The 25,111-nt window shown below is 41.1% G+C and carries 22 protein-coding genes; 1 reads left to right on the plus strand and 21 read right to left on the minus strand.

The window, feature by feature from the left end; translation table 11 throughout:
- Positions 1–10: 10 nt before the first annotated feature.
- From ppdK to QU661_RS05170, 10 genes are all read right to left on the minus strand, one after another.
- Positions 11–2,635 (minus strand): pyruvate, phosphate dikinase, encoded by a 2,625-nt coding sequence (gene ppdK / locus QU661_RS05125; RefSeq protein WP_304989191.1) that lies wholly within the window; start codon positions 2,633–2,635, stop codon positions 11–13.
- Between the two features lie 15 nt (positions 2,636–2,650).
- Entirely contained in the window at positions 2,651–4,081 is a 1,431-nt protein-coding gene (locus tag QU661_RS05130) for a glycine--tRNA ligase (RefSeq protein WP_304989192.1), read from the minus strand.
- 60 nt (positions 4,082–4,141) lie between these two features.
- A complete protein-coding gene (locus QU661_RS05135) occupies positions 4,142–4,903 on the minus strand; it encodes a DUF4342 domain-containing protein (protein ID WP_304989193.1) in 762 nt (253 codons plus the stop codon).
- 32 nt (positions 4,904–4,935) lie between these two features.
- On the minus strand, positions 4,936–5,706 hold the full coding sequence (recO, locus tag QU661_RS05140) for a DNA repair protein RecO (protein ID WP_304989194.1): 771 nt from the start codon (positions 5,704–5,706) through the stop codon (positions 4,936–4,938).
- A gap of 2 nt (positions 5,707–5,708) precedes the next feature.
- On the minus strand, positions 5,709–6,608 hold the full coding sequence (gene era / locus QU661_RS05145) for a GTPase Era (RefSeq protein WP_304989195.1): 900 nt from the start codon (positions 6,606–6,608) through the stop codon (positions 5,709–5,711).
- 96 nt (positions 6,609–6,704) lie between these two features.
- Positions 6,705–7,232, minus strand: a complete 528-nt coding sequence (ybeY, locus tag QU661_RS05150; protein ID WP_304989196.1) for an rRNA maturation RNase YbeY — start codon at positions 7,230–7,232, stop codon at positions 6,705–6,707.
- Complete coding sequence (locus tag QU661_RS05155; protein WP_304989197.1) at positions 7,229–8,230, minus strand: PhoH family protein; 1,002 nt, start codon at positions 8,228–8,230, stop codon at positions 7,229–7,231. Before QU661_RS05155 ends, ybeY begins: the two co-directional genes overlap by 4 nt.
- 142 nt (positions 8,231–8,372) lie before the next feature.
- A complete protein-coding gene (locus QU661_RS05160) occupies positions 8,373–8,825 on the minus strand; it encodes a GatB/YqeY domain-containing protein (protein ID WP_304989198.1) in 453 nt (150 codons plus the stop codon).
- A 19-nt stretch (positions 8,826–8,844) separates the two neighbouring features.
- Positions 8,845–9,024, minus strand: a complete 180-nt coding sequence (rpsU, locus tag QU661_RS05165) for a 30S ribosomal protein S21 (protein WP_094234409.1) — start codon at positions 9,022–9,024, stop codon at positions 8,845–8,847.
- A gap of 184 nt (positions 9,025–9,208) precedes the next feature.
- Positions 9,209–10,726: an NAD(P)H-hydrate dehydratase gene (locus QU661_RS05170; RefSeq protein WP_304989199.1), complete on the minus strand. Its 1,518-nt coding sequence runs from the start codon at positions 10,724–10,726 to the stop codon at positions 9,209–9,211.
- A gap of 156 nt (positions 10,727–10,882) precedes the next feature.
- Between QU661_RS05170 and QU661_RS05175 the strand changes: the two genes are divergently transcribed.
- Positions 10,883–11,641, plus strand: a complete 759-nt coding sequence (locus QU661_RS05175; protein ID WP_304989200.1) for an N-acetylmuramoyl-L-alanine amidase family protein — start codon at positions 10,883–10,885, stop codon at positions 11,639–11,641.
- Positions 11,642–11,747: 106 nt separating this feature from the next.
- On the opposite strand, the gene proC is transcribed toward QU661_RS05175, so the two are convergent.
- The 11 genes from proC to QU661_RS05230 all read right to left on the minus strand — a co-directional run bounded on the left by proC (position 11,748) and on the right by QU661_RS05230 (position 25,099).
- Entirely contained in the window at positions 11,748–12,551 is an 804-nt protein-coding gene (gene proC, locus QU661_RS05180) for a pyrroline-5-carboxylate reductase (protein WP_304989201.1), read from the minus strand.
- A 169-nt stretch (positions 12,552–12,720) separates the two neighbouring features.
- On the minus strand, positions 12,721–15,096 hold the full coding sequence (gene hypD, locus QU661_RS05185; RefSeq protein ID WP_304989202.1) for a trans-4-hydroxy-L-proline dehydratase: 2,376 nt from the start codon (positions 15,094–15,096) through the stop codon (positions 12,721–12,723).
- A 2-nt stretch (positions 15,097–15,098) separates the two neighbouring features.
- The gene (locus QU661_RS05190; RefSeq protein WP_304989203.1) at positions 15,099–16,007 is read right to left on the minus strand and encodes a trans-4-hydroxy-L-proline dehydratase activase; all 909 of its coding nucleotides are present in this window, start codon (positions 16,005–16,007) and stop codon (positions 15,099–15,101) included.
- Between the two features lie 179 nt (positions 16,008–16,186).
- The gene (locus tag QU661_RS05195) at positions 16,187–16,768 is read right to left on the minus strand and encodes a TetR/AcrR family transcriptional regulator (RefSeq protein WP_304989204.1); all 582 of its coding nucleotides are present in this window, start codon (positions 16,766–16,768) and stop codon (positions 16,187–16,189) included.
- Between the two features lie 148 nt (positions 16,769–16,916).
- Positions 16,917–18,104 (minus strand): coenzyme F420-0:L-glutamate ligase, encoded by a 1,188-nt coding sequence (locus tag QU661_RS05200; RefSeq protein WP_304989205.1) that lies wholly within the window; start codon positions 18,102–18,104, stop codon positions 16,917–16,919.
- Between the two features lie 370 nt (positions 18,105–18,474).
- Positions 18,475–19,878 carry an NADPH-dependent glutamate synthase gene (gltA, locus tag QU661_RS05205; RefSeq protein ID WP_304989206.1) on the minus strand — a complete coding sequence of 468 codons (1,404 nt, stop codon included), beginning with the start codon at positions 19,876–19,878 and terminating at the stop codon, positions 18,475–18,477.
- Complete coding sequence (locus QU661_RS05210) at positions 19,868–20,716, minus strand: sulfide/dihydroorotate dehydrogenase-like FAD/NAD-binding protein (RefSeq protein WP_304989207.1); 849 nt, start codon at positions 20,714–20,716, stop codon at positions 19,868–19,870. The genes gltA and QU661_RS05210 overlap by 11 nt, the downstream gene beginning before the upstream one ends.
- A gap of 258 nt (positions 20,717–20,974) precedes the next feature.
- Positions 20,975–22,000 carry a FadR/GntR family transcriptional regulator gene (locus tag QU661_RS05215; protein ID WP_304989208.1) on the minus strand — a complete coding sequence of 342 codons (1,026 nt, stop codon included), beginning with the start codon at positions 21,998–22,000 and terminating at the stop codon, positions 20,975–20,977.
- A gap of 24 nt (positions 22,001–22,024) precedes the next feature.
- A complete protein-coding gene (locus QU661_RS05220; RefSeq protein WP_304989209.1) occupies positions 22,025–23,266 on the minus strand; it encodes a M20 family metallo-hydrolase in 1,242 nt (413 codons plus the stop codon).
- 2 nt (positions 23,267–23,268) lie between these two features.
- Positions 23,269–23,478, minus strand: coding sequence for a hypothetical protein (locus QU661_RS05225; protein WP_304989210.1), 210 nt, complete (start codon positions 23,476–23,478; stop codon positions 23,269–23,271).
- A gap of 10 nt (positions 23,479–23,488) precedes the next feature.
- The gene (locus QU661_RS05230; RefSeq protein WP_304989211.1) at positions 23,489–25,099 is read right to left on the minus strand and encodes an L-lactate permease; all 1,611 of its coding nucleotides are present in this window, start codon (positions 25,097–25,099) and stop codon (positions 23,489–23,491) included.
- Positions 25,100–25,111 lie beyond the last annotated feature (12 nt).

Here is a 25,111-nt window from a genome sequence, read left to right on the forward strand (position 1 = left end):
CCTTTAGATACTATTTATGATTCTTGATTGTCGCCTGTGCAGCAGCAAGTCTTGCAATTGGTACTCTGAACGGTGAGCAAGATACATATTGGAGTCCAGTCTTATACATAAACTCAATAGTATCCGGATCTCCACCGTGCTCTCCGCAAACACCTAACTTAATGTTTGGTCTAGTCTCTTTTCCGCCTTCACAAGCCATCTTAACCAGCTTTCCAATACCCTTCTGATCTAGAGATTGGAATGGATCTCTCTCAAGAATACCATCATTAATATATTCTTTAATGATGTTACCAGTGTCATCACGAGAGAATCCAAATCCCATCTGAGTTAGGTCGTTTGTTCCGAATGAGAAGAACTCAGCTTCTTCAGCAATCTCATCTGCAGTGAGAGCAGCTCTTGGAATCTCAATCATTGTACCTACCATGTACTCAAGTTCCATTCCTGCCTTCTCAAAGCACTTCTTAGCTGTCTCATCAATTGTATTCTTAACGAAACGCAGTTCCTTAACATTTCCTACTAGCGGAACCATAATCTCAGGCTTAATCTTATATCCTTTCTCCTTAGATACTTCAAGTGCAGCTGTTAGAATAGCCTCTGTCTGCATTTCAGCTATTTCAGGATAGGTAACTGCTAGACGGCAACCTCTGTGACCAAGCATAGGATTGAACTCGTGAAGCTCAACAGTCTTCTTCTCTATAGCTTCCTTAGAGATTCCGAACTGCTCTGAAAGCTGATTAATGTCAGTCTCAGTCTTAGGAAGGAATTCATGTAGAGGTGGATCTAAAAGTCTAATAGTAACTGGTCTCTCACCCATTACCTCGTATAGACCTTTGAAGTCCCCTTTCTGATATGGAAGAAGTCCTGCAAGAGCTTCTCTTCTCTCAGTCTCGGAGTCTGCAAGTATCATTCTTCTAATCTTAGGGATTCTCTCATCCTCAAAGAACATGTGCTCAGTTCTGCAAAGACCAATTCCTTCAGCTCCAAACTCTAGTGCCTGTCTAGCATCTCTAGGGTTATCCGCATTAGCTCTAACTCCGAGATTTCTAACATCATCAGCCCACTTCATAATAGTTCCGAAGTCACCAGATAGTTCAGGTGAAACAGTCTTAATAGCTACGTCATAAACACTTCCGTCAGTTCCATTGATAGAAATCACGTCTCCTTCGTGGTATTCTTTACCGTTTACAACCATTTTCTTCGCAGACTCATGTACTGTAACTGCACTGCAACCAGCAACGCAGCACTTACCCATTCCACGAGCAACTACAGCAGCGTGAGAGGTCATACCACCTCTTGCAGTTAGGATACCCTGAGCAGCTACCATACCTGCAAGGTCCTCTGGGGAAGTTTCTTCTCTAACAAGAACAACCTTCTTACCTAATGCAGCCGCCTCTGCAGCGTCATCTGCGCTGAATACAATTTCACCACAAGCAGCGCCCGGGGAAGCTGGAAGTCCCTTAGCAACAGCTGTTGCAGTTGCAAGTTCTGAACTATCAAATGTAGGATGAAGTAGCTGGTTAATCTGATCTGGCTCTATACGTAATATAGCAGTCTCCTTGTCAATTAGCCCTTCTTCTACCATGTCAACTGCAATCTTAACAGCAGCAGTAGCAGTTCTCTTACCATTCCTTGTCTGAAGCATGAACAGTTTGTTATCCTCGACAGTAAACTCCATGTCCTGCATATCCTTGTAGTGCTTCTCTAGAATCTCAGCTACAGATTCAAACTTTGCATATACTTCTGGGAAAGCCTGCTCCATCTCTGCGATTGGCTGAGGTGTTCTGATTCCAGCAACAACATCTTCGCCCTGGGCATTTACGAGGAACTCACCAAAGATTTTGTTCTCGCCGTTTACAGGACTTCTTGTAAATGCAACTCCAGTACCGGAAGTCTCCCCGGTATTTCCGAATACCATAGACTGTACATTAACAGCAGTTCCGAGTGATGTAGAAATGTTGTTTAACTGTCTATATAGGATAGCTCTATCGTTATTCCAAGAACGGAATACCGCCTGTATAGCTTCCATCAGCTGATCTTTAGGATTCTGTGGAAAATCTCTTCCCAGCTCCTCTTTAACGAGAACTTTATAGGCTTCGATAATAGCCTTAAGGTCTTCTGGTGAGAGATCAACGTCAAACTCAGCACCAACTGCTTCTTTCTTACCATCGAAGATAAAGTCGAACCTAGCTTTTGGAATCTCGAGAACTACATCTCCGAACATCTGAATAAATCTTCTATAACTGTCGTATGCAAATCTTTCGTTGCCAGTCTTTGCAGCAAGACCTTTTACAGACTCGTCATTAAGACCTAGGTTTAGAATTGTATCCATCATACCAGGCATCGAAACAGGAGCTCCCGATCTAACAGATACGAGAAGTGGGTTCTCTACATCTCCAAAAGTCTTTCCCATCACGTGCTCAAGCTCAGCAAGATGGTAATAAACTTCTTTGACAATTTCCTCGGACAAAACTCCTCCTTTGTCAAGATAGTCTTTACAAGCATCAGTTGAAATAGTGAACCCAAATGGTACCGGTAGACCTATCTTAGTCATCTCCGCAAGGTTTGCACCCTTACCACCTAAAAGACTCCTCATATCCTTAGAGCCTTCATTAAAAGAATAAACAAATTTTCCCATGGCATTTCTCCTTAGTTAAAACTGCAATTTGTTTTCTATATATTCCCTAACGTCAGACAGAGGTAGACGAATCTGCTCCATCGTATCTCTATCGCGTATAGTGACTGATTTATCGGTTTCTGTGTCAAAATCCACACAGATTGAGAAAGGTGTTCCTATCTCGTCTTCTCTTCTATATCTCTTGCCTATTGAACCAGCAGCATCGTATTCAACATTGAAATACTTGCTAAGTTCCTCATAAATAGGCAAAGCTACATCCTCTAATTTCTTAGATAGAGGAAGAACTGCAACTGTATAAGGCGCAAGAGCAGGATGGAGTCTCAGAACAACTCTAGTATCTTCTTTACCTTTTCCATCCACCACAGTTTCCTCATCGTATGCATCGATTAGGAATGCGAGTGCTACTCTGTCTGCTCCAAGAGATGGCTCTATACAATATGGAACGTATCTCTCGTTAGTTTCAGGGTCAAGATAACTCATATCCTGTCCAGAATGTTCTTGATGTCTCATAAGATCAAAATCTGTCCTATCCGCTATTCCCCATAGTTCTCCCCATCCGAACGGGAATAAATATTCTAGGTCCGAAGTTGCATTGCTATAGTGCGATAGTTCCTCTTTCTCATGATCTCTAACACGAATATTTTCCATGTTCATACCGAGATTTTTGAGAAAATCAATCGAATACTGTTTCCAATACTCGAACCATTCTAGATCGGTTCCTGGCTTACAGAAGAATTCTAACTCCATCTGTTCAAACTCTCTAGTTCTGAAAGTGAAGTTTCCAGGTGTAATTTCGTTACGAAACGACTTACCTATCTGCGCTATACCAAACGGTATCTTTTTGCGAGAAGTCCTCTGAACATTTTTAAAATTAACGAATATCCCCTGTGCCGTCTCAGGTCTTAGAAATATTTCTGATTTTGAATCTTCAGTTACGCCCTGAAAAGTCTTAAACATAAGGTTAAACTTTCGAATCCCTGTAAAATCAGATTTACCACACTCTGGGCACAGAATATGGTTCTCGGCGATGTAATTCTCCATCTCCGCGTTACTCCAGCCATCGCAGGAAATCTGCTTGCCTTCAGTTTCAACCAGATAGTCTTCAATAATCTTATCAGCTCTAAACCTTGCTTTACAGCTCTTGCAATCGATAAGAGGGTCTGAAAAACCACCAACGTGTCCAGATGCAACCCATGTTTCTGGGTTCATCAGAATAGCAGCATCAATTCCAACATTGTACTTTGACTGTTGAACAAACTTGCTCCACCAAACCTTCTTAACATTGTTCTTGAATGCAACTCCCAGAGGTCCGTAATCCCATGTATTGGCTAATCCACCGTAAATCTCTGATCCGGGAAAAATATAACCTCTATTCTTTGCCAGAGCAGTAATCTTATCCATAGTTACAACTCTATCCGGCTGAACTACATTCTTATCAATTGCCATACATCTATACCTGTCCTATCTAAAAAAATTCTTACATTTCACGCAAATTAGCGTCAGTTTTTATTTTTCTTCTGTATCTGCTTTTTGAGTTTCCTCATTGTCCACAAATACGTTTCCCGGCTGATCTGGACCTAGATTCTCGATATCTAAATCATAATATCCATCAGCAACATCAGCTATATCGTTTTTAGAAAAGTCAAAGTTATCGTCCTTGTTACGTTTCTTAAGAATCTCGCTACCCTTGCGCTTTAAATCTGAGAGATTAACATTGTTCTTGACATGGTCAAACTTATCGAGACCCTTATCCCTTAAATCTTCAAATTTATCCTGCCCTTTAAGTCTAATATCGTTATATAGCTCGCTGTCTTTAATCTTATCTACAGTCTCACTTCCAGCACTCTTTGCACGGCTATACTGTGCTTTAACCTTACCGTTAACGTCTGTAACTTCACCCTTGTCATTTACAAATTCAACGTTACAGTTAAATCCTGCGGCAGCAACTAAGCCTAATATCATTCCCCAAGGTGCGATAACAACACCTAAAATACCAACTGTAAGCGGTAGATTAACGAGCACTTCATCGCCCTTCTTAATGATGATACGTGACATATTCCCTTTTTCAGCAGTCTTTTTAAGACGAGCGAAAAGTTCATTACCGTATAGATTATCAGCATCTGAATCTTCGGTCCCAATATTTTCCTCGATGAAAATAATCGCATCAACCACGCTTCCATTAGCTTCTTCAAGAGCACTCTTTGCTTCCCTATAGCTAACTCCCGTCCTGTCTTTAACTAATTCAATCTTTTCCAATGTGATTTCCATAGCATCCTCCTTTTTTAACTTTGCAACAAAATCTATAAGCTAATGTCATTATCGAAAATATCAACATCTAGATAGTACTTGAGGTATTCTGATAGAATTCTCTGTAATCCGTCTGACACTGCGGATTTTAAAGCTACTTTTTCAAAACTTGAGAGCGGCTTCTTTGCAAAGTAATCTAATACCTCAACTATATCAAAATCAGGTTTGAAAATCAACGAAACATCGCGTGTATCAAGCCTTGTGTAGCAATCCTCACACAGAATTCCTCCACCATTAACAGAAAAGTATTTTACCTTTCCATCTCCCTCTTTTCTAATATCAGAAAGTGACTTTCCACAGCTCACACACTGCTTTATTTCAGGCATTACTCCGTTGAGTGATAACGATTTTACAATAAACGCATAAAAGAGCGTCATGTAGTTACCTTTTGCATTGATAATAGACTCCATGAACTCAATTGATAGATCAAAAAGCCTTGGCCTTATCTGTTCCTCTTCGGTTGTTTTATCTATGTATTCTAGAAGCTGTGAGGCAACCATATACCTATCGATATCTTCACCGATTGAGTAGTAACTTTTCTTTACCTCTGCATTGTTTATATTGAAATAGTTCCGTCCCTTAAATATGTCATATTCTGCATATGTAAAAGGTCTTATAGCAAGAGCTGCCCTTCCTTTGGCACGTTCGTTAATACTCGTCCCTGCAGTTATTTTCCCGTAGCGCCGTGTGAAAAGCGTAATAATCCGTCTATTATTGGCAATCTTATTCTGTCGCAGCACTATCCCTTCTGTATTAATAAGCATTCTTACTCTTCCCTATATCCGAGATTCCTAATGACCCTGTCAGAATCACGCCAGCGCTCCTTCACTTTAACCCAAAGCGACAGAAATACCTTAGTCCCAAGAAGCAATTCTATCTCTTCCCTTGCACTCTTTCCAATCCCTTTGAGTTTGCGTCCCCCTTTTCCTATAATAATGCTCTTATGTGATGTGCGCTCGCAGCAAATTACTGCACCAATCTTGGTGATGTGCGGCTTTTCTTCATATGACTCAATTTCAACGAAGATACCGTGGGGAACCTCTTGATCCAAATATTGCAACAGCTTCTCTCTAATTATCTCACTTACTATAAATCGTTCCGGATGATCAGTCGCCATATCCTCTGGATAGTACATCGGTCCTTTAGTCATATAACTCGATAGGCACTTCATCAGTTTATCTACATTAGTGTCTTGAAGTGCCGAAATTCCGAAAATCTCATCAAACAGTCCACATTTATCGTATTCATTATAAAGCTCGAGATATTCCTCAGGCCCAATTGAATCCATCTTATTGATTGCGAGCACTTTCTTGATATCCGATTGAGCGAGCATATCTAAAATATACTGGTCACCTTTTCCAAACTTCTTAGTACCATCTACAATAAGCAAAACCACATCTACTCCACCCATGGTGTTAATAGCGGTCTCGTTTATCGCTGCCCCTAGTTTATTTTTAGGCTTATGAATTCCCGGTGTATCCAGAAATACCATCTGAATCCCCTCACCGCCGTCGTGTTCTAAGTCCGTGTAGATGCCGGTAATACGATTTCTCGTCGTCTGCGGTTTATCCGATGTGATAGCTATCTTCTCACCCAATACATTGTTAAGAAGCGTGGATTTACCCGCGTTAGGCCTTCCAATTATTCCAATAAAACCTGATTTCATTAGTTCTCCATTCATCTTAATAACAATAATTCTAGTTCTCTTATATATTTAGAGAACACTAAAACTTGTAGCTTAGTAACTTAATTAAAGAATCACCTATCTTAAGATATCGAGTGTAGCCATAACTCGCTCCTCATGCGCTCTCATATAGGCCTTTTCGTCATCCTCCATGTGATCATATCCGAGCAAGTGAAGTATGCTATGAACAAAGAGATATGTAACCTCGCGTCTAATAGATGTTCCATACTCCTTCGATTGGCGTTCTGCCTGGTCAAGACAAATAACAACATCTCCAAGCGGAATATCTACGAGTGCTTCGTCACCCTCTATTTCATCAAGTAGTTCATCAACACTCTCGAACTGAGGGAATGATAACACATCAGTAACCTTATCTATCCCACGAAACTCTCTATTAATGTCTTTTATTTCATCCTCTGACACAAGAGATACGCCAATGTATATAGGTAGCTCGGTCGCTCTCTTTAGTACTTCATCATTAAACTCATCAAAGATTTCTGAGGATATGAGGTAAACTGCAGCCTCACGAATCAGCTCATTATCTATACGTTCATCAATACAAGTATCTCCATAAATGGTATCGCTATAATTGATATCTAAAATCATCGCTTACTCCCACCACGTCTGACATTTGCATTAGAATTATTTGAGTCCTCATAATCGCTATATGCCTTGATTATCTTCTTAACCAAATCGTGTCTCACTACGTCAACCTCTGTCAAATAGCTGAATTCTACACCCTCTACATCGCTGAGAACTCTCCTCGCTTCGACAAGTCCAGACCCTGACCCTTTCGGAAGATCTATCTGCGTGATGTCACCTGTTACAACGACTTTAGAATTAAAGCCCATTCTAGTAAGAAACATCTTCATCTGTTCACGCGTTGTATTCTGCGCTTCATCAAGTATGATAAATGAATTGTCGAGTGTACGGCCTCTCATGTAAGCTAACGGTACAACTTCTATAACTCCAGTCTCCTTAAGCCTTGCTGCTGTCTCTTGTCCTATAATCTCAAATATTGCATCGTATAGAGGTCTTAGATACGGATCAACCTTATCTTGGAGATCCCCTGGCAAGAAGCCTAGGCTTTCGCCCGCCTCTACAGCCGGCCTAGCCAGTATGACTCTCTCAACCTCCTTGTTCTTAAGGGCATTAGCAGCCAATGCGCAGGCTAGGTACGTCTTACCTGTTCCTGCTGGACCTATTCCAAATACCATGTCATTCTTACGAATAATATCGACGTATCGTTTCTGACCTTTTGTTTTTGGTCTTAGTGGCTTCCCCCTATATGTATAGCAGATTACATCACTTGTCTGCTCTCTTGCATCAAAGCTTTCGCCCCTATATTCCATATCGATTAAATAGTTAACTCTGCGCGCATCGATTTCTGGCTCAACTCGTAAGTTTTCAACCATCCTATTTATTATATTTGCAGCTCTCAGGTTCTCCGTTCCTTTAATAAAAAGCCCGTCATCTCGCATTACGATTGACGTGCCCGTAGCCTTTTCGACCTGCTTGATATTAGCATCAAGGGTGCCAAAAAGCTGCTCTCTATTAATGTCCTCTGGAATCTCAAATCTAACTATATCTTTACTGTTATCCATGCACTCTTCCTTTGTAAATATTAACTATCATTATAACTTTTTTAACCAACTATTACAACGAAATGATACTTAACATGCATTTGTGATTTCAGTGAGAGAAAAGAAAAAACAGGGCATCGCCCTGTTAAATACATATTGATAGTTATTTGCTGAGGTATTCCTTAACCATCTTAGACACGAGAGAGCCATCAGCCTTACCGTGTAGCTTAGCCATAGCAGTCTTCATCATGGTGCCCATGCTCTTCATATTGCGTTCGATTCCAGTCTCGTCAGCAATCTTTTTGATAGCATCAAGGATTTCCTCTTCGGACATCTCCTCTGGGAGATATCTCTCGAGAACCTCAATCTCTCTTTTATAACCATCTAACAAGTCTGTCCTTCCAGCCTTCTCAAAATCAGCTAGCGCATCTCTACGCATCTTGAGCTGCTTCTTGATGATTGGAACGATGTCAGCGTCATCCTCAAGTGCGACCTTCTGATCTACTTCGTGCTGCTTAATAGCGGCTCTAACGAGGTTGACGGTCTCCTTGGTGGTGACGTCGTGTTCCTTCATAGCTGTCTTATAATCAGCCATCAACTGTTCTTTCAAACTCACGCTATCCACCTCCTAAGACTTAAAACTTTCTTGCCTTCTTTCTAGCAGCTTCAGACTTCTTCTTACGCTTTACGCTTGGCTTCTCGTAATGCTCTCTCTTTCTGAGTTCGGACATCACTCCATCACGTGCACAAGATCTCTTAAATCTCTTAAGCGCGCTCTCCAAGCTCTCGTTTTCTCTAACGGTAACCTGTGCCATATTACTGATTCACCTCCTGCCATTTCAGAGTGTTATGGACAAGCTTCGTCATAACGGATTGATTATAACATTTTCACTGGCTTAGTACAAGAAATAAAAAAACGGAAGTTACTTCAGATCTAATCTTATGCTTATGCAAGCGACTTCCGTAATTATTCAAATTAACTATTGATTCTTATAATTCTTAAAAAAGATTCTCCACAATATCGCTAGCCATCATCTTTCTTCGAGCATCTTCACCAGTATTAAGCTTATCTGCAGCATTACCATGAATCATAACTCCGTACAGAAGGCTGTTATTAAGACTATTGCCCTGTGCTATAAGCGAAGCAATAGTACCTGCCAGCACATCTCCTGATCCAGCAGTAGCCAGGCCAGAATTACCAAGGGTATTTAGGAAAAGTCTCTGGTCACTACCGTTCAAAAGCGATATCAGCGACACATCAGACTTCACCACCATGCTCACGTTATAGTGCTGCGAGAACTTCTTGATAAATCCAACTCTGTTCTTATCAACGACCTTTATGTCCTCATCGCACAGCCTTGCCATCTCTCCAATGTGCGGAGTTATAACACAATCAGCCCTCCTCTTGCGGAAAGGTTTGAGATTTCGTGCGATAATATTAAGTGCACCTGCATCGATTACCAGCTTTATCTCCATTGCAAGTAGCTGCTTAACTAGAATCCTACCTGTCGAATCTTCTTTTAGACCAGGTCCGATAAGGACAACATCAACGGAACCGGCAAAATCTGTCATAGCACCAGTTATATCATCGTTCTTATATGGTACGACTACAGCCTCAGGTATCGCAACATTGAAATACCCAACGTACTTATTAGGGCAGAATATCTTGACTAGGCCACACCCGCATCTATAGGCAGCCTTAGCCGCCAGCATGCTAGCTCCCATCATTGCGTTGGGGCCAACCACAATTCCAACCGAGCCAAAAGTACCCTTATGAGAGCGTTCTTCACGCGAAACTAGTGCCAGATGCCTTGTATCATCTAAAAACCTCTTATCACATATAAAAAGCTTATCCTCGATTGTAGAATAACCGGATTTGATTATTCCAATATCTATTAATTTAACTTCGCCAGACATGGCTCTTCCATCGCCAAAGAACATCCCTGTCTTGTAGTTTCCGAATGTCACTGTGAGATCTGCTCTAAATGTGGCATCCATGATACCACCTGTAGTGGCGTTTAACCCTGAAGGAATATCAATCGCAATTTTAAAGCCTGACTTCGTATTTAAATATTCGATAAACTTAGCAAAGTTAGCACCAAATCTTCTGTTTAGTCCAATTCCAAAAATACCATCTACAATTACATCGTAACGTTGCTGTAGAATCTTGAGATCATCTCTCGAACCTAGTCCATACATCCTAAAGGATTTGCTCATAGATGTTAAAATTCTTAGTTGGTTAGTGAACGCATGCGAAACCTTGCTTCTATCTCCAACGAAGTAGACATTGACAACATAGCCCAGATGAATTAACCATCTAGCCACACAGAGACCATCTGCACCATTATTGCCATGGCCAACGACTACGAGCACTTCGGTGGCTTTGTCAGGAAAGCGTGAAATAATCTCATTAACAAGTCCCCCAGCGGCATTCTCCATAAGAACTGCGCTCGGTATCCCCTTGCTAATCGTATATTCATCCATGTAACGCATGGCTTTCGCCGTCAATGCATACATAAGAGCCCCTCTCCCTATCAAGACATAGTTTGTACAAATTATAGCATTTAAATGAATTTTCATCAATAATTCTAGGTAGTACAATGTACAATATTTACAATTTTTACGCAATATAGTAGCATAGTGTCATACATGAAGTTAAATCAGGAGAATCAATTGGCACTTACAGAGCAGCAGATGCGAGAAATTATCATCGCAGATAAACGAAAGAAAAAAATGAAAAGGCGTCGTAGACGCAAATATACATTTTTCATATCTCTCTTCTTAGTTCTTTTTTTTGTAATCGGACTATACCGCAATAGAGACGTACTCGCCCCACCAAAGCTTGATCGCGGAGTAATTTTCATCGATCCTGGTCACGGTGGACACGACCCAGGTTCTCAAACTAAGTCTCGAAAAGAAAAAGATGATACGCTTCGTATCGCACTACAAATAAAAAAAGAACTTAACAGAAAAAGATTTAAGGTCTACTTAACTCGTGAGAATGATAGCTTTACCAAGAGAATAAAAATTGGCAAAATGGCTAATAAAAAGAAAGCCAAGCTAATGGTTTCTATTCATAGAAACAAAGCTGGAGATCCAAGGGCACAAGGTGTAGAGGTTTTCCTCCCAAAGGATAATAACCCTAAGAGCCGCTATCTTGGAAAACAGATTATGAAGCAGCTGCACGATGAAGGCTTTGCAAAAAGACAAGTACGCTCTGGAACGCTTGTAAGCGAAACCAACGAGTATGATGAGCTCAGTGTCAATAAAATGCCTTCTTGCCTCGTCGAAATTGGATTTATTAGCAATAAACACGATAATATGTTATTTGACAAGAATTTAAAAGGCAATGCACGAGCTGTTGCAGATGCGATTGAAAAGACATATTCTCATTACTACGAGAAAAATAAGAAGTCTAAGAAAGACAAATAGAAAGTAAAGAACTCGATTCAGCTGAATCGAGTTCTTTTTATGCAATGATATTCTATGTATCTATATGTACATGTTAGTATCAGCTAGATGTTTTGTGAATTAAGCTCTAGCCTCTCATAGCCGCTGACTTCTCTGTAGCTGCATTGGCACCTTCGATAACAGCACTTCTGAAATTATATGCTTCGAGAGTGCGAACAGCTGCAATAGTAGTTCCTGCTGGTGAGCATACCATATCCTTGAGTTCACCTGGATGTTTGCCAGTTTCCATAACCATCTTAGCAGCACCATACACTGTCTGTGCAGCGAATTCATATGCTTGTCTTCTAGGCATTCCTCCAACAACTGCCGCATCAGCAAGAGCCTCGATGAATAGGAATACGTAAGCTGGTCCACTGCCGCTAATTCCAGTAACCACATCAAATAGATTTTCTGGAACAACCTCAGCCTTTCCAAAAGCATTCAGAATACTGAGAGTCGTCTTAATTTCTTCTTCGCTCACGAACTCATTTGGGCAAGCCGCCGACATACCTTCACCAACCTGAGCTGGTGTATTTGGCATTACACGTACGATTTTTACGTCCTTACCACCAAATGCTTTGCTGAGGTAGTCCAGTGTCACTCCTGCTCCAATAGAGATGAACACGTGATTTTCCTTTACGTGATCCTTTATTCCCTCGATTACCGGTGCATAATACTGCGGTTTTACAGTTAGGAATATATAGTCACATTTCTCTAGTACATCTAGATTATTGTCAGTAACTTCTACTCCATTCTGCTCTTTGGTCTTAGTTCTTCCAAACTCAGTTGGATCTGCACCGATGATGTTTTCGGGCTTGCATACTCCAGCGCTGATGATACCACCCATCATCGCATTCGCCATAACGCCTGTGCCGATAAAGCCTATTCTCATTTCTGCCTCCTAACGCACGCAAATACTATAAGTAAAGTTATATTAGATGGATTGGCGCAAACTAGTCACGCCAATCCAGTCATGATGTAATTATTTAGAATATACTACGTATAGCCGCTTCATGTATCTATTATACATCGAATTCGCTTCTATACACGGTTTATCCCTTTTAGCTGAAGGATTGCTCAGTTCTATTGATAATCTCATCCTGTAGAGGTTTATCAAGGTTACGGAAGAAGTCGCTGTATCCAGCTACTCTTACGATTAGATCCTTGTACTCCTCAGGGTTCTTCTGAGCCTCGATTAGAGTTGCTCTATCGATTATATTGAACTGAATGTGGTGTCCATCCATCGCGAAGTAAGAACGAACGAGATCCGCCATGTGAGCTAGGCCCTCTTCACCTGTTACTACATCAGGTGTAAACTTCTGGTTGAGAAGAGTACCACTTGTTGCGAGATGATCCATCTTAGCGCAAGACTTGATTACCGCTGTAGGTCCATTTACATCGGCAGCCTTCTCTGGTGAGATTCCCTCAGATACCGGCTTGTGTGCTTTACGTCCATTTGGAGTTGCGAGGATAACATCACCAAAGTATACGTGGCAAGTTGTAGGAAGCATGTCGATTCCGTACTTTCCACCCTTCATATTAGGTCTGCCAACGATTGTGTCGTGGTACAGGTCAAAGATCTGTTTCATAACGTCATCTGCGTAATCATCATCGTTTCCGTATTTAGGAGTCTTCTCAGTTACTAGGCTATAGATATAGTCGTATCCTTCAAAGTTGTGCTCCATAGCTTCGATGAGCTCGTCCATAGTGAAGTTCTTCTCATCAAATACATTGTACTTAACCGATGTTAGGCAGTCTGTAACTGTTCCGATTCCTACACCCTGGATGTAGTTTGTGTTGTAACGAGCACCACCAGCATTGTAGTCCTTAGCATTTGAAATACAATCGTTAGTTACTACAGAAAGTAGAGGTGCCGGCATGAACTCTGCATAGATTCTCTCAATGATGTTGTTGCCGTAAAGTTTGATGTTTACGAAATACTCTAGCTGCTTCTTGAATGCGTCCCACAGCTCCTCATAAGTCTTGAAATCCTTAGCATAGCCTAGCTCTAGACCTAGCTGCTTGCCGGAAACCTGATCATAACCATTGAACAGCGTCATCTGGAATATCTTAGGGATGTTCATATATCCTGTTAGAATATATGCTTCACTTCCCCATGCTCCAGTCTCAACGCATCCAGAAGAACCGCCGCGACGAGCATCTTCGAGTGTCTTTCCTGCATTTATCAGCTCCATAATCTGAGCTTCTGTGTTATAGAATGCTGGCTGCCCCCAACCCTTTCTTGAAATCTCGCAAGCTCTCTTGAGGAATCTCTGAGGAGTTTTCTTGCTGATTGTTACGTTTGAGTTAGGCTGTACAAGTTTCATATCATCCATACAGTCAAGGATTAGATAGCTAACTGCGTTAACACCGTTCTCTCCAGTTGGTGTAACTCCACCAGTGTTTATATTAGCAAAGTCTGTGTATGTTGCACTCTCCTTGAGTGTAATTCCTACCTTTACAGGTGCTGGCTGGTTGTAGAACTTAACCCACAGGCACTCTAGAAGCTCGAGAGCCTTCTCATCATCGAGAATACCTGCTTCAGTATCCGCTTCATAGTACTTGATGAGGTGCTGATCCATTCTTCCAGGGCTAAATGCGTCCCATGGATTGAGCTCAGTAGTAACTGCGAGGTGTGTGAACCAATATAGCTGGATTGCCTGCCAGTAAGTCTGTGGTGCGTGTGCAGGAACGACTTCGAGGTTCTTAGCAATCTGTAAAATCTCAGCTTTTCTAACTGGATCTGTCTCTGCTTCAGCCTTCTCGAGCGCTAGCTTGTGGTATCTCTCACCGAGGATGATCACCGCATCACAGCAGATATCCATAGCCTTTAGCTCTTCGTTCTTATCATAAGCTTCAGGATCGTTCATCCAGTCTAGATTATCCATTGTTTCCTTGATCTTAGCCTTATAATCCATGTATCCAGTAGTGAATACCTGCTCTCCACCGCAAGTGTGTCCAGGGCCTCTCTGTTCCATAAACTCTGTGAATACACCTGCTTCGTAGCACTCATGCCACTCTGGCTTCATCGATGCTAGAATCTTCTCACGGATAGTTCTTCCTTCCCAGAAAGGAATGATTTCCTTCTTCTGTAGTTCTCTATCCTCTACTGTAGTATGGAATGAAACGAGCTTTCTGTCGCTCATTACAATCATATCTTCTTCACTGTGGCAGCATAGTTCAGGGAATGTAGGTGATGCCTGAGGGTCTTTACCCTTCTCACCGACGATAAGCTCTCCATCTCCAAAGTAAAGTGTCTTCTTCGAGAAATACTCCTTTAGAACCATAGCTCTCATTACAGGAATTGAGTATTTCCCATCGTTTTCTTTGTAGAAATCTGTCTCAATCTTAGCTCTTTCGAGGTCGATGTGTACCGGTGTGTTTACACTGATATCTCTTAACTTCTGAATTCTCTCATTCATACCATGTGTTGCCATTGCTATCCTCCTATCTTGGTATTAACAAAACCAGCTTTTATAAATAGTTCAGCGAACTTATCCATCTCTTCCTTGAAAGGTGCGTGTAGCTCATTACCCTCATACACCATTCCTATCTTCGAATATTTCGGAACACCTGCGTCGTGATAAGGTAAAAGGTTAATCTTTGCTGGGTGTATTCCGTTGTCCTGCAAGAACTTTATGGTATCCTGCATATTTTTTTCATTGCCGTTAACTTCTTTGATGACCGGAATCCTTACGTAAATTCTTGCTCCGTCCTTAGAAAGTCTTGCGAGATTGTCGAGTATCTTCTCGTTGCTAACACCAGTGTATTTCTTGTGGAGTTCATCATCCATGCACTTGAGATCGTATAAGAACGTATCTGTGTATGGGAGAATTTTGCTCAGCCTCTCATATGGAACATATCCACAAGTGTCGATAAAAAGCGAAATTCCATTGCGTTTTAATTCCTTAGCTATAGCGAGTAGATAGTCTATATCCATCATCATCACTTCACCGCCTGAGAGTGTTACGCCACCTCCAGACTCCTCGTAGAACATGAGGTCTTTCATCAGTTCTTTTACAAGTACCTTAGGCTCGTAATCTTTACCCATTACCCTTCTAGCCGAGCTTGGGCACATCTTGCCGCACTTGTCGCAGCGGTCGCATTTGTTAGAATCCGTAAATGCCTTACCGTCTACGATACTGATTGCCTCAGTATGACATACTCTGATGCAGGAACCGCATCCTACACACTTCTCACTGTCGAACTCAACCTCTGGGTTATAGCACTGTGTCTCTGGGTTGTGACACCAAGTGCAGTGGAGCGGACAGCCTTTGAAGAATACGGTAGTTCTGATGCCATCTCCATCATGTATTGAAAATTTCTGAATGTTAGTAATTGCTTTCATATCTCAATCACCTTTAATAATTTTTAGACTGCGTTCTAAATTTAATATAACCATAACATTATGACAAAACCTTGTCAATCAGTTTTGTTAAAATATTTTCAAAATTTTGCAAAAAAATAAAGCGAAGCTTTGCCTCGCTAAATAAATCGATTAACTATTATTTCAAATATTTATAAAAACTATTTAGCTCTAAACTCCCCAAAGAATAATGGCATATACTTTTTGCTATATTCAGCTAGTGAGAACGTACCATTCTTCATGCACCAGTCAGAAACGAGCGCGCGCTCAAGTATTACGTAATTGTTGACAAGTTCAGGAACGCTGAATTCTGTAGTTATCTCACCGTCCTCCTGTCCTCTCTTTAGCAAGTCACCAAGAAGTTTGAAATAATATCTATCCTTGTCGAGCAGCTTGCTTGCAGCAGTATTAGTTAACTGACTTGCATACATATTGCCTAGAAGCTCGTGATCGATGTGCTTCTCAATAAAGGTATGAGTTTCAAAATTGAGGATCATCAATGTATCAAACACACTAGTATCATCTGGGATGACATTCATTATCTCCCTGTACTTGTTATCGAATACTGTAGCGAGCGTATCGAGTAAACTCTCTTTACCTTTAAAATAATAATAAAACGAACCTCTCGCTACCTGCGCTTTCTCAATGATGTCATTCATCGTTGTCGCCTCGTAGCCCTTCTCCTCGAATAGTTCCCACGACACTTCTATAATTCGTTCTTTGAGACTTTGTTTCTTCCTCATATTCCTTCCTTTCACTTTTAAACCCGCGTATATTCTACTTGATTTTGCACAATCGGTAAAGGGTATTTACCAGGAATTTCATATAATACAAAAGTATTTATCACATGAAAAGACCCGGATATAATCCGAGCCTTTACAGTTTCTGATATTAATTTGTATAGTTATCAAAATAGCCCTGAATATGTACTACAGGTGTTCCCTTATCGCCAGAACCACTTGTTAGGTCGCAAAGCGAACCGATGAGATCAGTCAGTCTACGTGGTGTAGTTCCCTCTGTCTCCATCTTACCAACAAGGTTATCATCCTTCTCCTTGATTCTAGCAGAGATTGCTTCTCTTAGCTCTTCACCACTTAGATCTTTAAAGTCATTATCAGCTAGATACTTAAGCTTAAGCTCGTTAGGTGTACCCTCAAGCCCAGGAGTGTATGCAGGTGATACTACCGGATCTGCAAGCTCCCAAATCTTACCCACTGGATCCTTAAATGCTCCGTCACCGTAAACTAGAACCTCTACACACTTACCTGTCTTATCGAGAATTGACTTCTGAATATCTAGTACAATTTCTTCACAGCTCTCTGGGAAAAGCTTCACGCTGTCCTCTGTGCTCTTGTTGGAGCCTAGCAGTCCATACTTGCTGTTGAAACCGCTGCCATCAACTGGACCATTTAGAATCTCATCCATGGCAAGCACTGTTGCACCAGCATCCTTTAGTATGCGTCGAGTCCTCTTTCTAGTGTGAATGTCACAGTTAATAACTCTGTCGGTGTAGTTCAAAATCTCTGTCGCATGATTAGCGAGAACAATCTCTACTTCAGCGCCAGTTGCCTCTATAACCTCTCCGTAGTACGCGAGGTAATCTACGCCTGTAAATGGATGCTTATTTTCTCCGAAAAGTTCACGGTACTCCTTGAGAGACATAACCTTTGAATAAGGATTGATTCCTGCCTCATCAAGCTGGTCCTCCGTGAGAAGCTGGTTACCAACCTCATCTCTTGGAAATGAAAGCATCAAAACTATTTTCTTAGCAGCCATCGATATACCGCGTAAACATACCGCAAATCTATTTCTCGACAAAATCGGGAAGATTACCCCAATCGTATCACTTCCAAGCTTAGATTGAACGTCCTTTGCAATTGCCTCAACGCTAGCGTAGTTACCTTGACTTCTAGCAACTACCGACTCTGTTACAGCAACAATATCTCTGTCTCTGATTTCAAACCCTTCAGCCTCTGTGGCTTCAAGTACAGAGTTAACCACAACACTTGAGATATCATCGCCTTCACGAATAATAGGACATCTAATTCCTCTTGATATCGTGCCTACTTTTCTTTCCATTGTCATCTCCATCTATCTCGTTATTCTAGATTTCATCTTTTCTAATATATAGCTTATCTGTTAAACATTTAAATTTCAATAATTAATACAAAATTTGGTGAAATTATCATTAATGTTGGCTTTCAAAGTCATTTATAAGCCAACATTACGAACTTTTTTACCAAATTAGCATCATATAATACGAGAACTATAATGAATTCTAATATAATTCATACGCACTAATCGGTTGTATAATTTCATAAAAAACCCGCCAACAGGTAAGGTCGTTAGCGGGTTTTTCTGAACAATCTTATACATCAGCATGTACTCAATCATCCATAAGTATGAGGTAATGTATCTATATGTAGGCTCTTTCGAACCTGGACATAACTTATCTACGAGCCTTGAGTTTCTCATCTATCGCTGCTGCTGCAGTCTTTCCCGCACCCATAGCTAGGATTACAGTAGCCGCACCAGTTACAGCGTCTCCTCCTGCATATACGTACTCTTTGCTCGACTCCATAGTCGCTTCATCAACTATGATGCCACCCCAACTCTGTGTATCAAGACCTGGAGTCGTCGCTCTAAGCAGAGGATTTGGACTTGTCCCTACAGAGATGATAACCGAATCAACATCGATGACATAGTTTGAGCCCTCAATAGGAACTGGTCTACGTCTTCCAGATGCATCTGGCTCTCCTAGTTCCTGTTCAACAACTTCAATACCTGTCACATATCCATTCTCATCTCCAAGTATCTTAGACGGATTATTGAGGAACTTGAAGATAATGCCTTCTTCCTTAGCGTGATGAACCTCCTCAAGTCTAGCTGGGCACTCTGCTTCGCTTCTTCTGTATACGATATACACCTCGTCCGCACCTAGCCTCTTTGCAGTCCTTGCAGCATCCATTGCTACATTTCCTGCTCCGACTACAGCTACCCTCTTACCAACCTTAACAGGTGTAGGAACCTCTGGGAATTTAAATGACTTCATGAGATTAACTCTTGTTAGAAACTCATTAGCTGAATAAACACCGAGAAGATTCTCTCCAGGAATGTTAAGGAACTTAGGCAGTCCTGCTCCACTTCCGATAAATACAGCCTTATATCCATCATTCATTAGTTCATCAACGGTAATCGACTTACCTACAATGACATTTGTATCAATTTTAACACCGAGCTTCTCAACACTCTCGATTTCCTTTGCCACTAATGACTTAGGAAGTCTAAATTCAGGAATCCCATATACTAGTACTCCACCTGGCTTATGAAGTGCTTCGAATACAGTTACTTCATAACCTCTTCTAGCAAGCTCTCCTGCACAAGTTATTCCAGAAGGGCCACATCCAATTACTGCAACCTTAATTCCATTCTTTTCAATAACTGGTTCAAACGTATCACCTTTAGCCATGTGGTAGTCTGCAACGAATCTCTCCATGCGACCGATACCAACTGGTTCTCCCTTGATACCACGAACGCACCTGCCCTCGCACTGATCTTCCTGTGGACATACTCGTCCGCAAATTGCTGGAAGTGCATTCTCTCTTGTGATAACTTCATATGCTGCATCGAAGTCACCTTCTGCAACCTTCTCTATAAACTCTGGAATTGGAACATTTACAGGACATCCGCCTACACAAGGTTTATGCTTGCAGTGCAAGCACCTCTGAGCTTCCTCCATTGCAAGCTCTGGAGTATATCCAAGTGCTACCTCGTCAAAATTTTTATTTCTTACGTTAGGATCCTGTTCAGGCATCTTGACCTTCTCAAGACTCATATTTCTATTAATAGCCATATTGACCCCTTCCTATCTTACATGCGTGGTCGTTCATCTCCTTCTCCTTATCCTTGAAGAAGTTCTGACGCTCCATGCATTCCTTGAAATCTACTTTAAATCCATCAAAGTCTGGTCCATCAACACATGCGAATTTCATCTCACCGTCAACTGTTACACGACAGCATCCGCACATACCTGTACCATCAATCATAAGAGGGTTAAGCGAAACCATTGTATGAAGACCGGCTGGCTTGGTCACATTAACTACACCATTCATCATGCCTAGCGACCCTATAGCAATACATTCTTCGTACTCTTCGCCTTTATCTAGAAGCTCCTGAAGCACAACTGTAACAAAACCTTTTTCTCCATATGAGCCATCATCTGTACAGACATAAATGTTGTCACAGAACTCCCTGAACTGATCCTCGAGAATTACAAATTCCTTAGATCTTCCGCCTAGAATAACATCCACATTAACGCCCATCTCAGCTAATTTCTTAAGCTGAGGATAGATTGGTGCAGCACCGAGCCCTCCAGCAACGCCGATGATCTTTTTATCAGTATATTTAAGAGGTGATGGAACACCTAGCGGTCCAACAAAGTCCTCAATGTAATCTCCTTCTTCTTTGGTTGCTAGCAGATTTGAGGAATATCCAACCTTCTGATATATGATTGTAACAGTCTCCTTATCTCTGTCGAAATCGGCAATCGTGAGAGGAATCCTCTCTCCATCCTCATCAACTCTGAGAATGATGAACTGACCTGCCTCACACTTTCTAGCAACAAATGGTGCATGAATCTCCATAAGTCCAAGTGCCGGGTTCAAGATTTTCTTACTAACTATCTTGTACATTTTGCCTCCATATTAAAAAAGTTAATACGACTATAGTTACATAAAATAGTTTATATGCGTCTTAAGTCATTCGCACAAATAAAATAAATAATTTTAAAAAGCCCTATAGGTAAAGCCTTACATATATTTATACTACTCACACCTAACAGTGTCAACATAAATAAAAATTGGTTGAATATATTTCACCACGGCATTGCGCTAGTTTTCAACCAATTTTTCACTAAGTATAATTCAATTTTTTATACAAGTTAATCTAATTTATAGATTATAACGCAGACTCGATTCATTGAGGTGATTTTTCATCGCCCGCGCTGCTACCTCAGGGTCATGTGACATAATCGCTTCATAAAGGTTTTTATGCTCCACGAGGACTGCTGATATCTGCTTCGGTTCAACCATACCGGTCCCACTTACTCGCTGTAAGAAGTTTCTGATTGTTCTTAGCATAGATATAATTATTGGATTCCCCGAACATTCTGCAATACATGTATGGAAATCGATGTCCTCATCTAGTGTTTCTTTGAGAGCAACTTGTACATTATCCGAGGTATCATAACTAGCAAATGTATGCTCCATCCTATTATAGATATCGGTTAATCTGTTCAGCTTGACCTGATCTTCGCATTGTGCAGCAAGTTCAGCTGATTTAATCTCAAGAATAGTTCTTACCGTTAAGATACTATCAACTTGATCCCCATCAAGAAATAGGGACCAAGATAATGGGATGGAGAAGAAGTTAGTTTCCCGACTAGAAATATAAGTTCCTTGCCCCAGTCTGATATCAATCATTCCAAGCACGTCAAGTACCTTTAGTGATTCTCTAACTGCTGATCTCCCTACACCTAACTTCCTAGCTAGCTCTCTATCAGATTCAATCTGATCTCCACGCTTAAGCCTACCTTCAAGCATCTCGTCAGCAAAATACATAGTAAGCCTGTTCACTAGTTTGCTAATACTGCCCTTCTTTTCTATACCTCGAACTAATTCTTCGTTATCCTTATGCTCAGCAAGATATTTTTCTATCTCTTTGATAAATTCATCCGTGCTCAGCGAGAATAACATCGTATCGATTTGGAGCTTTGTACATACTGAGCTAACGACCTCATTGACACGCTCTCCTCCCCTTGATTCTAGGTTGGAGAGTGTGGCAATGCTCATCGATGGTTTATTGTCGCTATTTGATAAAAAGTAATCTATAAATTCCTTTTGTGTCATCTTTAGCGCACGTCTCAGTTGTCTAACGTTTTTCCTTTTGAAGGCAGAATTATATCTACCATCCACCATAGCCTTCACCATCCATTATTAATATTACTTGTTCAATAAATCTGCAATCAGGTCTGTCATCAGTACCGAAGCTTTAGCAAGATCGCTATACTTACTGAATTCAACTGGTGTGTGACTTCTTCCATCCTTACTAGGCACAAACACCATTACAGTAGGTAGCTGCTGACCGATTTCAAGGGAGTCATGACCTGCTCCACTTGGCATTCTCATGTACGAGAAACCATGTGTTTTACACGAGGTCTCAAGCTTATCTAGCATACTCTTGTTAAGTTCAACTGGTGTGATAACAAGTTTTGTATCAATCTTAAATGATCCACCCATTATCTTGCACTCACGTGCTAATGCCACTTTAATCCTATTTGCAATATCATTTATATTGTCATTGTTCATTGAGCGAATGTCAACAGTAAATTCAACCTCTTCGGCTACGATATTCATTCCACCATTAGGAACCTTAATCAGTCCAACAGTTGCAACCGTACCATCCGCTTTTTCTCTAGCCCAATCAGCAATCTTGGATATTACCTTTGCTGCTGTATCTGCTGCATCAAGCCTCATATCCATCGGTGTTGTACCAGCGTGGTCAGCTCTTCCATATACCTTGACCATATACCTCTGAATTCCAACAATTCCAGTAACTAGACCAATTTCAATATTCTTTTGATCCAGTACTGGTCCCTGTTCGATATGAGCCTCTACAAAGTTTCCAATAGATCCTTCTGTCCATGCAGCATCCTCAATCTTATCTGGATCAAGTCCATATGCTCTCATTGCCTCAGCAATAGTGACACCGTCTATATCGGAAAACTGTCTGGTGTATTCCGCATTTCTATGTCCTAGAATAGCACCTGAACCAAAATAGCCAGTACCAAACCTCATTCCTTCCTCATCCATGAAACCGATTACAACAAGGTCTCTCTTGTGCTCAAGCTTCATCTCAACAATCTGCCTTGCAACTTCAAGCGAGCAAACTACTCCACCGATACCATCATAATTTCCACCATGTAGTACTGAATCGACATGTGAGCCTGTCATTACACAAGGTAGAGATGAATCTGTTCCTCTAAGAATTCCGTAGACATTCCCAGCAGCGTCTTCCTTAACCTCGAGACCTATTTCCTCCATCTCTTTTCTGAGATAATCAACTACTTCGCGAGTCTCCTTTGTAAAAGGAAGTCTAGTACAGCCTGCATCAGGTGTAGAAGTAAATCTTTTTAGATACTCTAGGTTCTGAGCAATTCTTCCTGTTATCATTTCAATTTCCATCTTTAATCCTCCTTTTTACTTCGTTTATCGAGTATAAAAACTTTTATAGGTGAAATTAAGACTGCAACAATTACCACAGCTAGTCCGAAATTCTCAATCGTCTCAGAATTCATCTTAATCCCAACTAATATAATCATAAAGCTTAACATTGCAAGTATAAAACCTACAGTCAATGCACCAGCCTTTGTCTTCCAGAAACTTGTTTTATCCATATCGAACCTCCTATATTCCAAATACTGTGAACAAGAAAGCACCGATTAATATCGTTGCTGGAATTGTTATAGCGAGTAAAATCTTAAGCACTTCACCCTCTTTGCCGAGAATATTCGCCGTAGTCGTGCCTAAAATAATTTTACTTGGACTAACTGCAGCACCAATAGCACCACCTGAAGTCTGAGCACCGAGTACTCCTGAAGTAGAAACATGAAGTAAATTAGCAGTAGTGACCTGGAATCCGCCAAATAATATATTTGAACTCATATTGCTAGCCGTCATGAATGTTCCGAGAAGACCAACAAACGGAGCGAGTAGCAGGTACTTGCTTCCGAGTACATTTGCAATTCCCTGTGAAAGAACTATTGTCTGACCAGTGCCACCCATTATCTTTGACATTATAACAAGTCCTATTACTGCCATTCCTGAAGGCATGGTCATAGAAATAGAATTTGCAAATGCAGTTTTTATGCCCCCTTCCTTTATCCATTCCTTTTTCTTGTAATACGCAAGCGCTATTATGGCAGCAAGAAAAAGAAACATGCTAGCCTGTGTAAATATCGCAATTGGCGAATAATTGTCACTGCTCATGTTTACAATTCCGTATCCCGTACGTGTTTCTGGAACTGTGATGCCTATCTTAAATTGGCCAAGAGCTTCATTAACAGGCTTTATAGCTAGAACTGCAATCGTCATAGCTGATAAAAGCAAATATGGAAGGAATGCCTGAAATAGTGTCATATCAGGAATTTCACCTTCAGCTTTATCGCTTCTTTCGGTTCTGTCCATGATTGGAGACTCTTCGATTTTCCAATCAGTATTATAGAGCCTCATCCTGCCGAGAAGCATAACTATAACAAGAGCTAAAACCGCAGGAATAAAGTTACTCAGCGTCGTATTAATCTGGCTGAGAACTAGTTGTCCGCCTCCTCCAACAAGTGTCAGAATAAGAACAGCGGGAAATGCCTTGCGAACAGCTCTGCCTTTACCATAGAACCAGCAAATAATACCTCCTGTAACAAGATTCCATGCTAACAGAAATACCGCTGCCCAAAAAGCTGCCTTAAAATACTCATCACTTCCAGCTTTAATTCCAGCAGAATCGGCAAGTGCATCCCACGCTGCTCCCAATGTGCCAAAGGTATTTCCCCATGCCTGGCCTAGAAGCGAGATTGTAACAGCATATATTGGTCTTACACCTATTCCTATTAATAGCGGTGCTCCAACTGCAACTGGAACCCCAAATCCAGTAATTCCTTGTAAGAAACTTACAAATACCCAACCGAGAGCTAATATCAGCAGTAGCTCATTTGGAATGAGCTTGCTAAGCTCATTTTTGATCACAAGAAAAGCGTTCGCTTCTTGACCTGCTTGATATAGTAATATCGCCGTCCAGATGATTAAAAGTATTACCAAAGAACTCCATACACCTTTTGCACTCTCAACGGCAACAAGATTGGCTGGCGCTTTGTAAAACGTCATTGCAGATACAATTGTTACAATCAATCCAACTGGAGCAGCTTCAGTAGCACCCCAGCGGAATTTGATCATTAATACGATTAATACGATGATTGGCAAGATAGCCATGCCCCACATCGCAAAATTAACAGGTATGTTCATTTTCTTAATAAC

Source organism: Mogibacterium neglectum (assembly GCF_030644205.1).
Taxonomy (GTDB): domain Bacteria; phylum Bacillota; class Clostridia; order Peptostreptococcales; family Anaerovoracaceae; genus Mogibacterium; species Mogibacterium neglectum.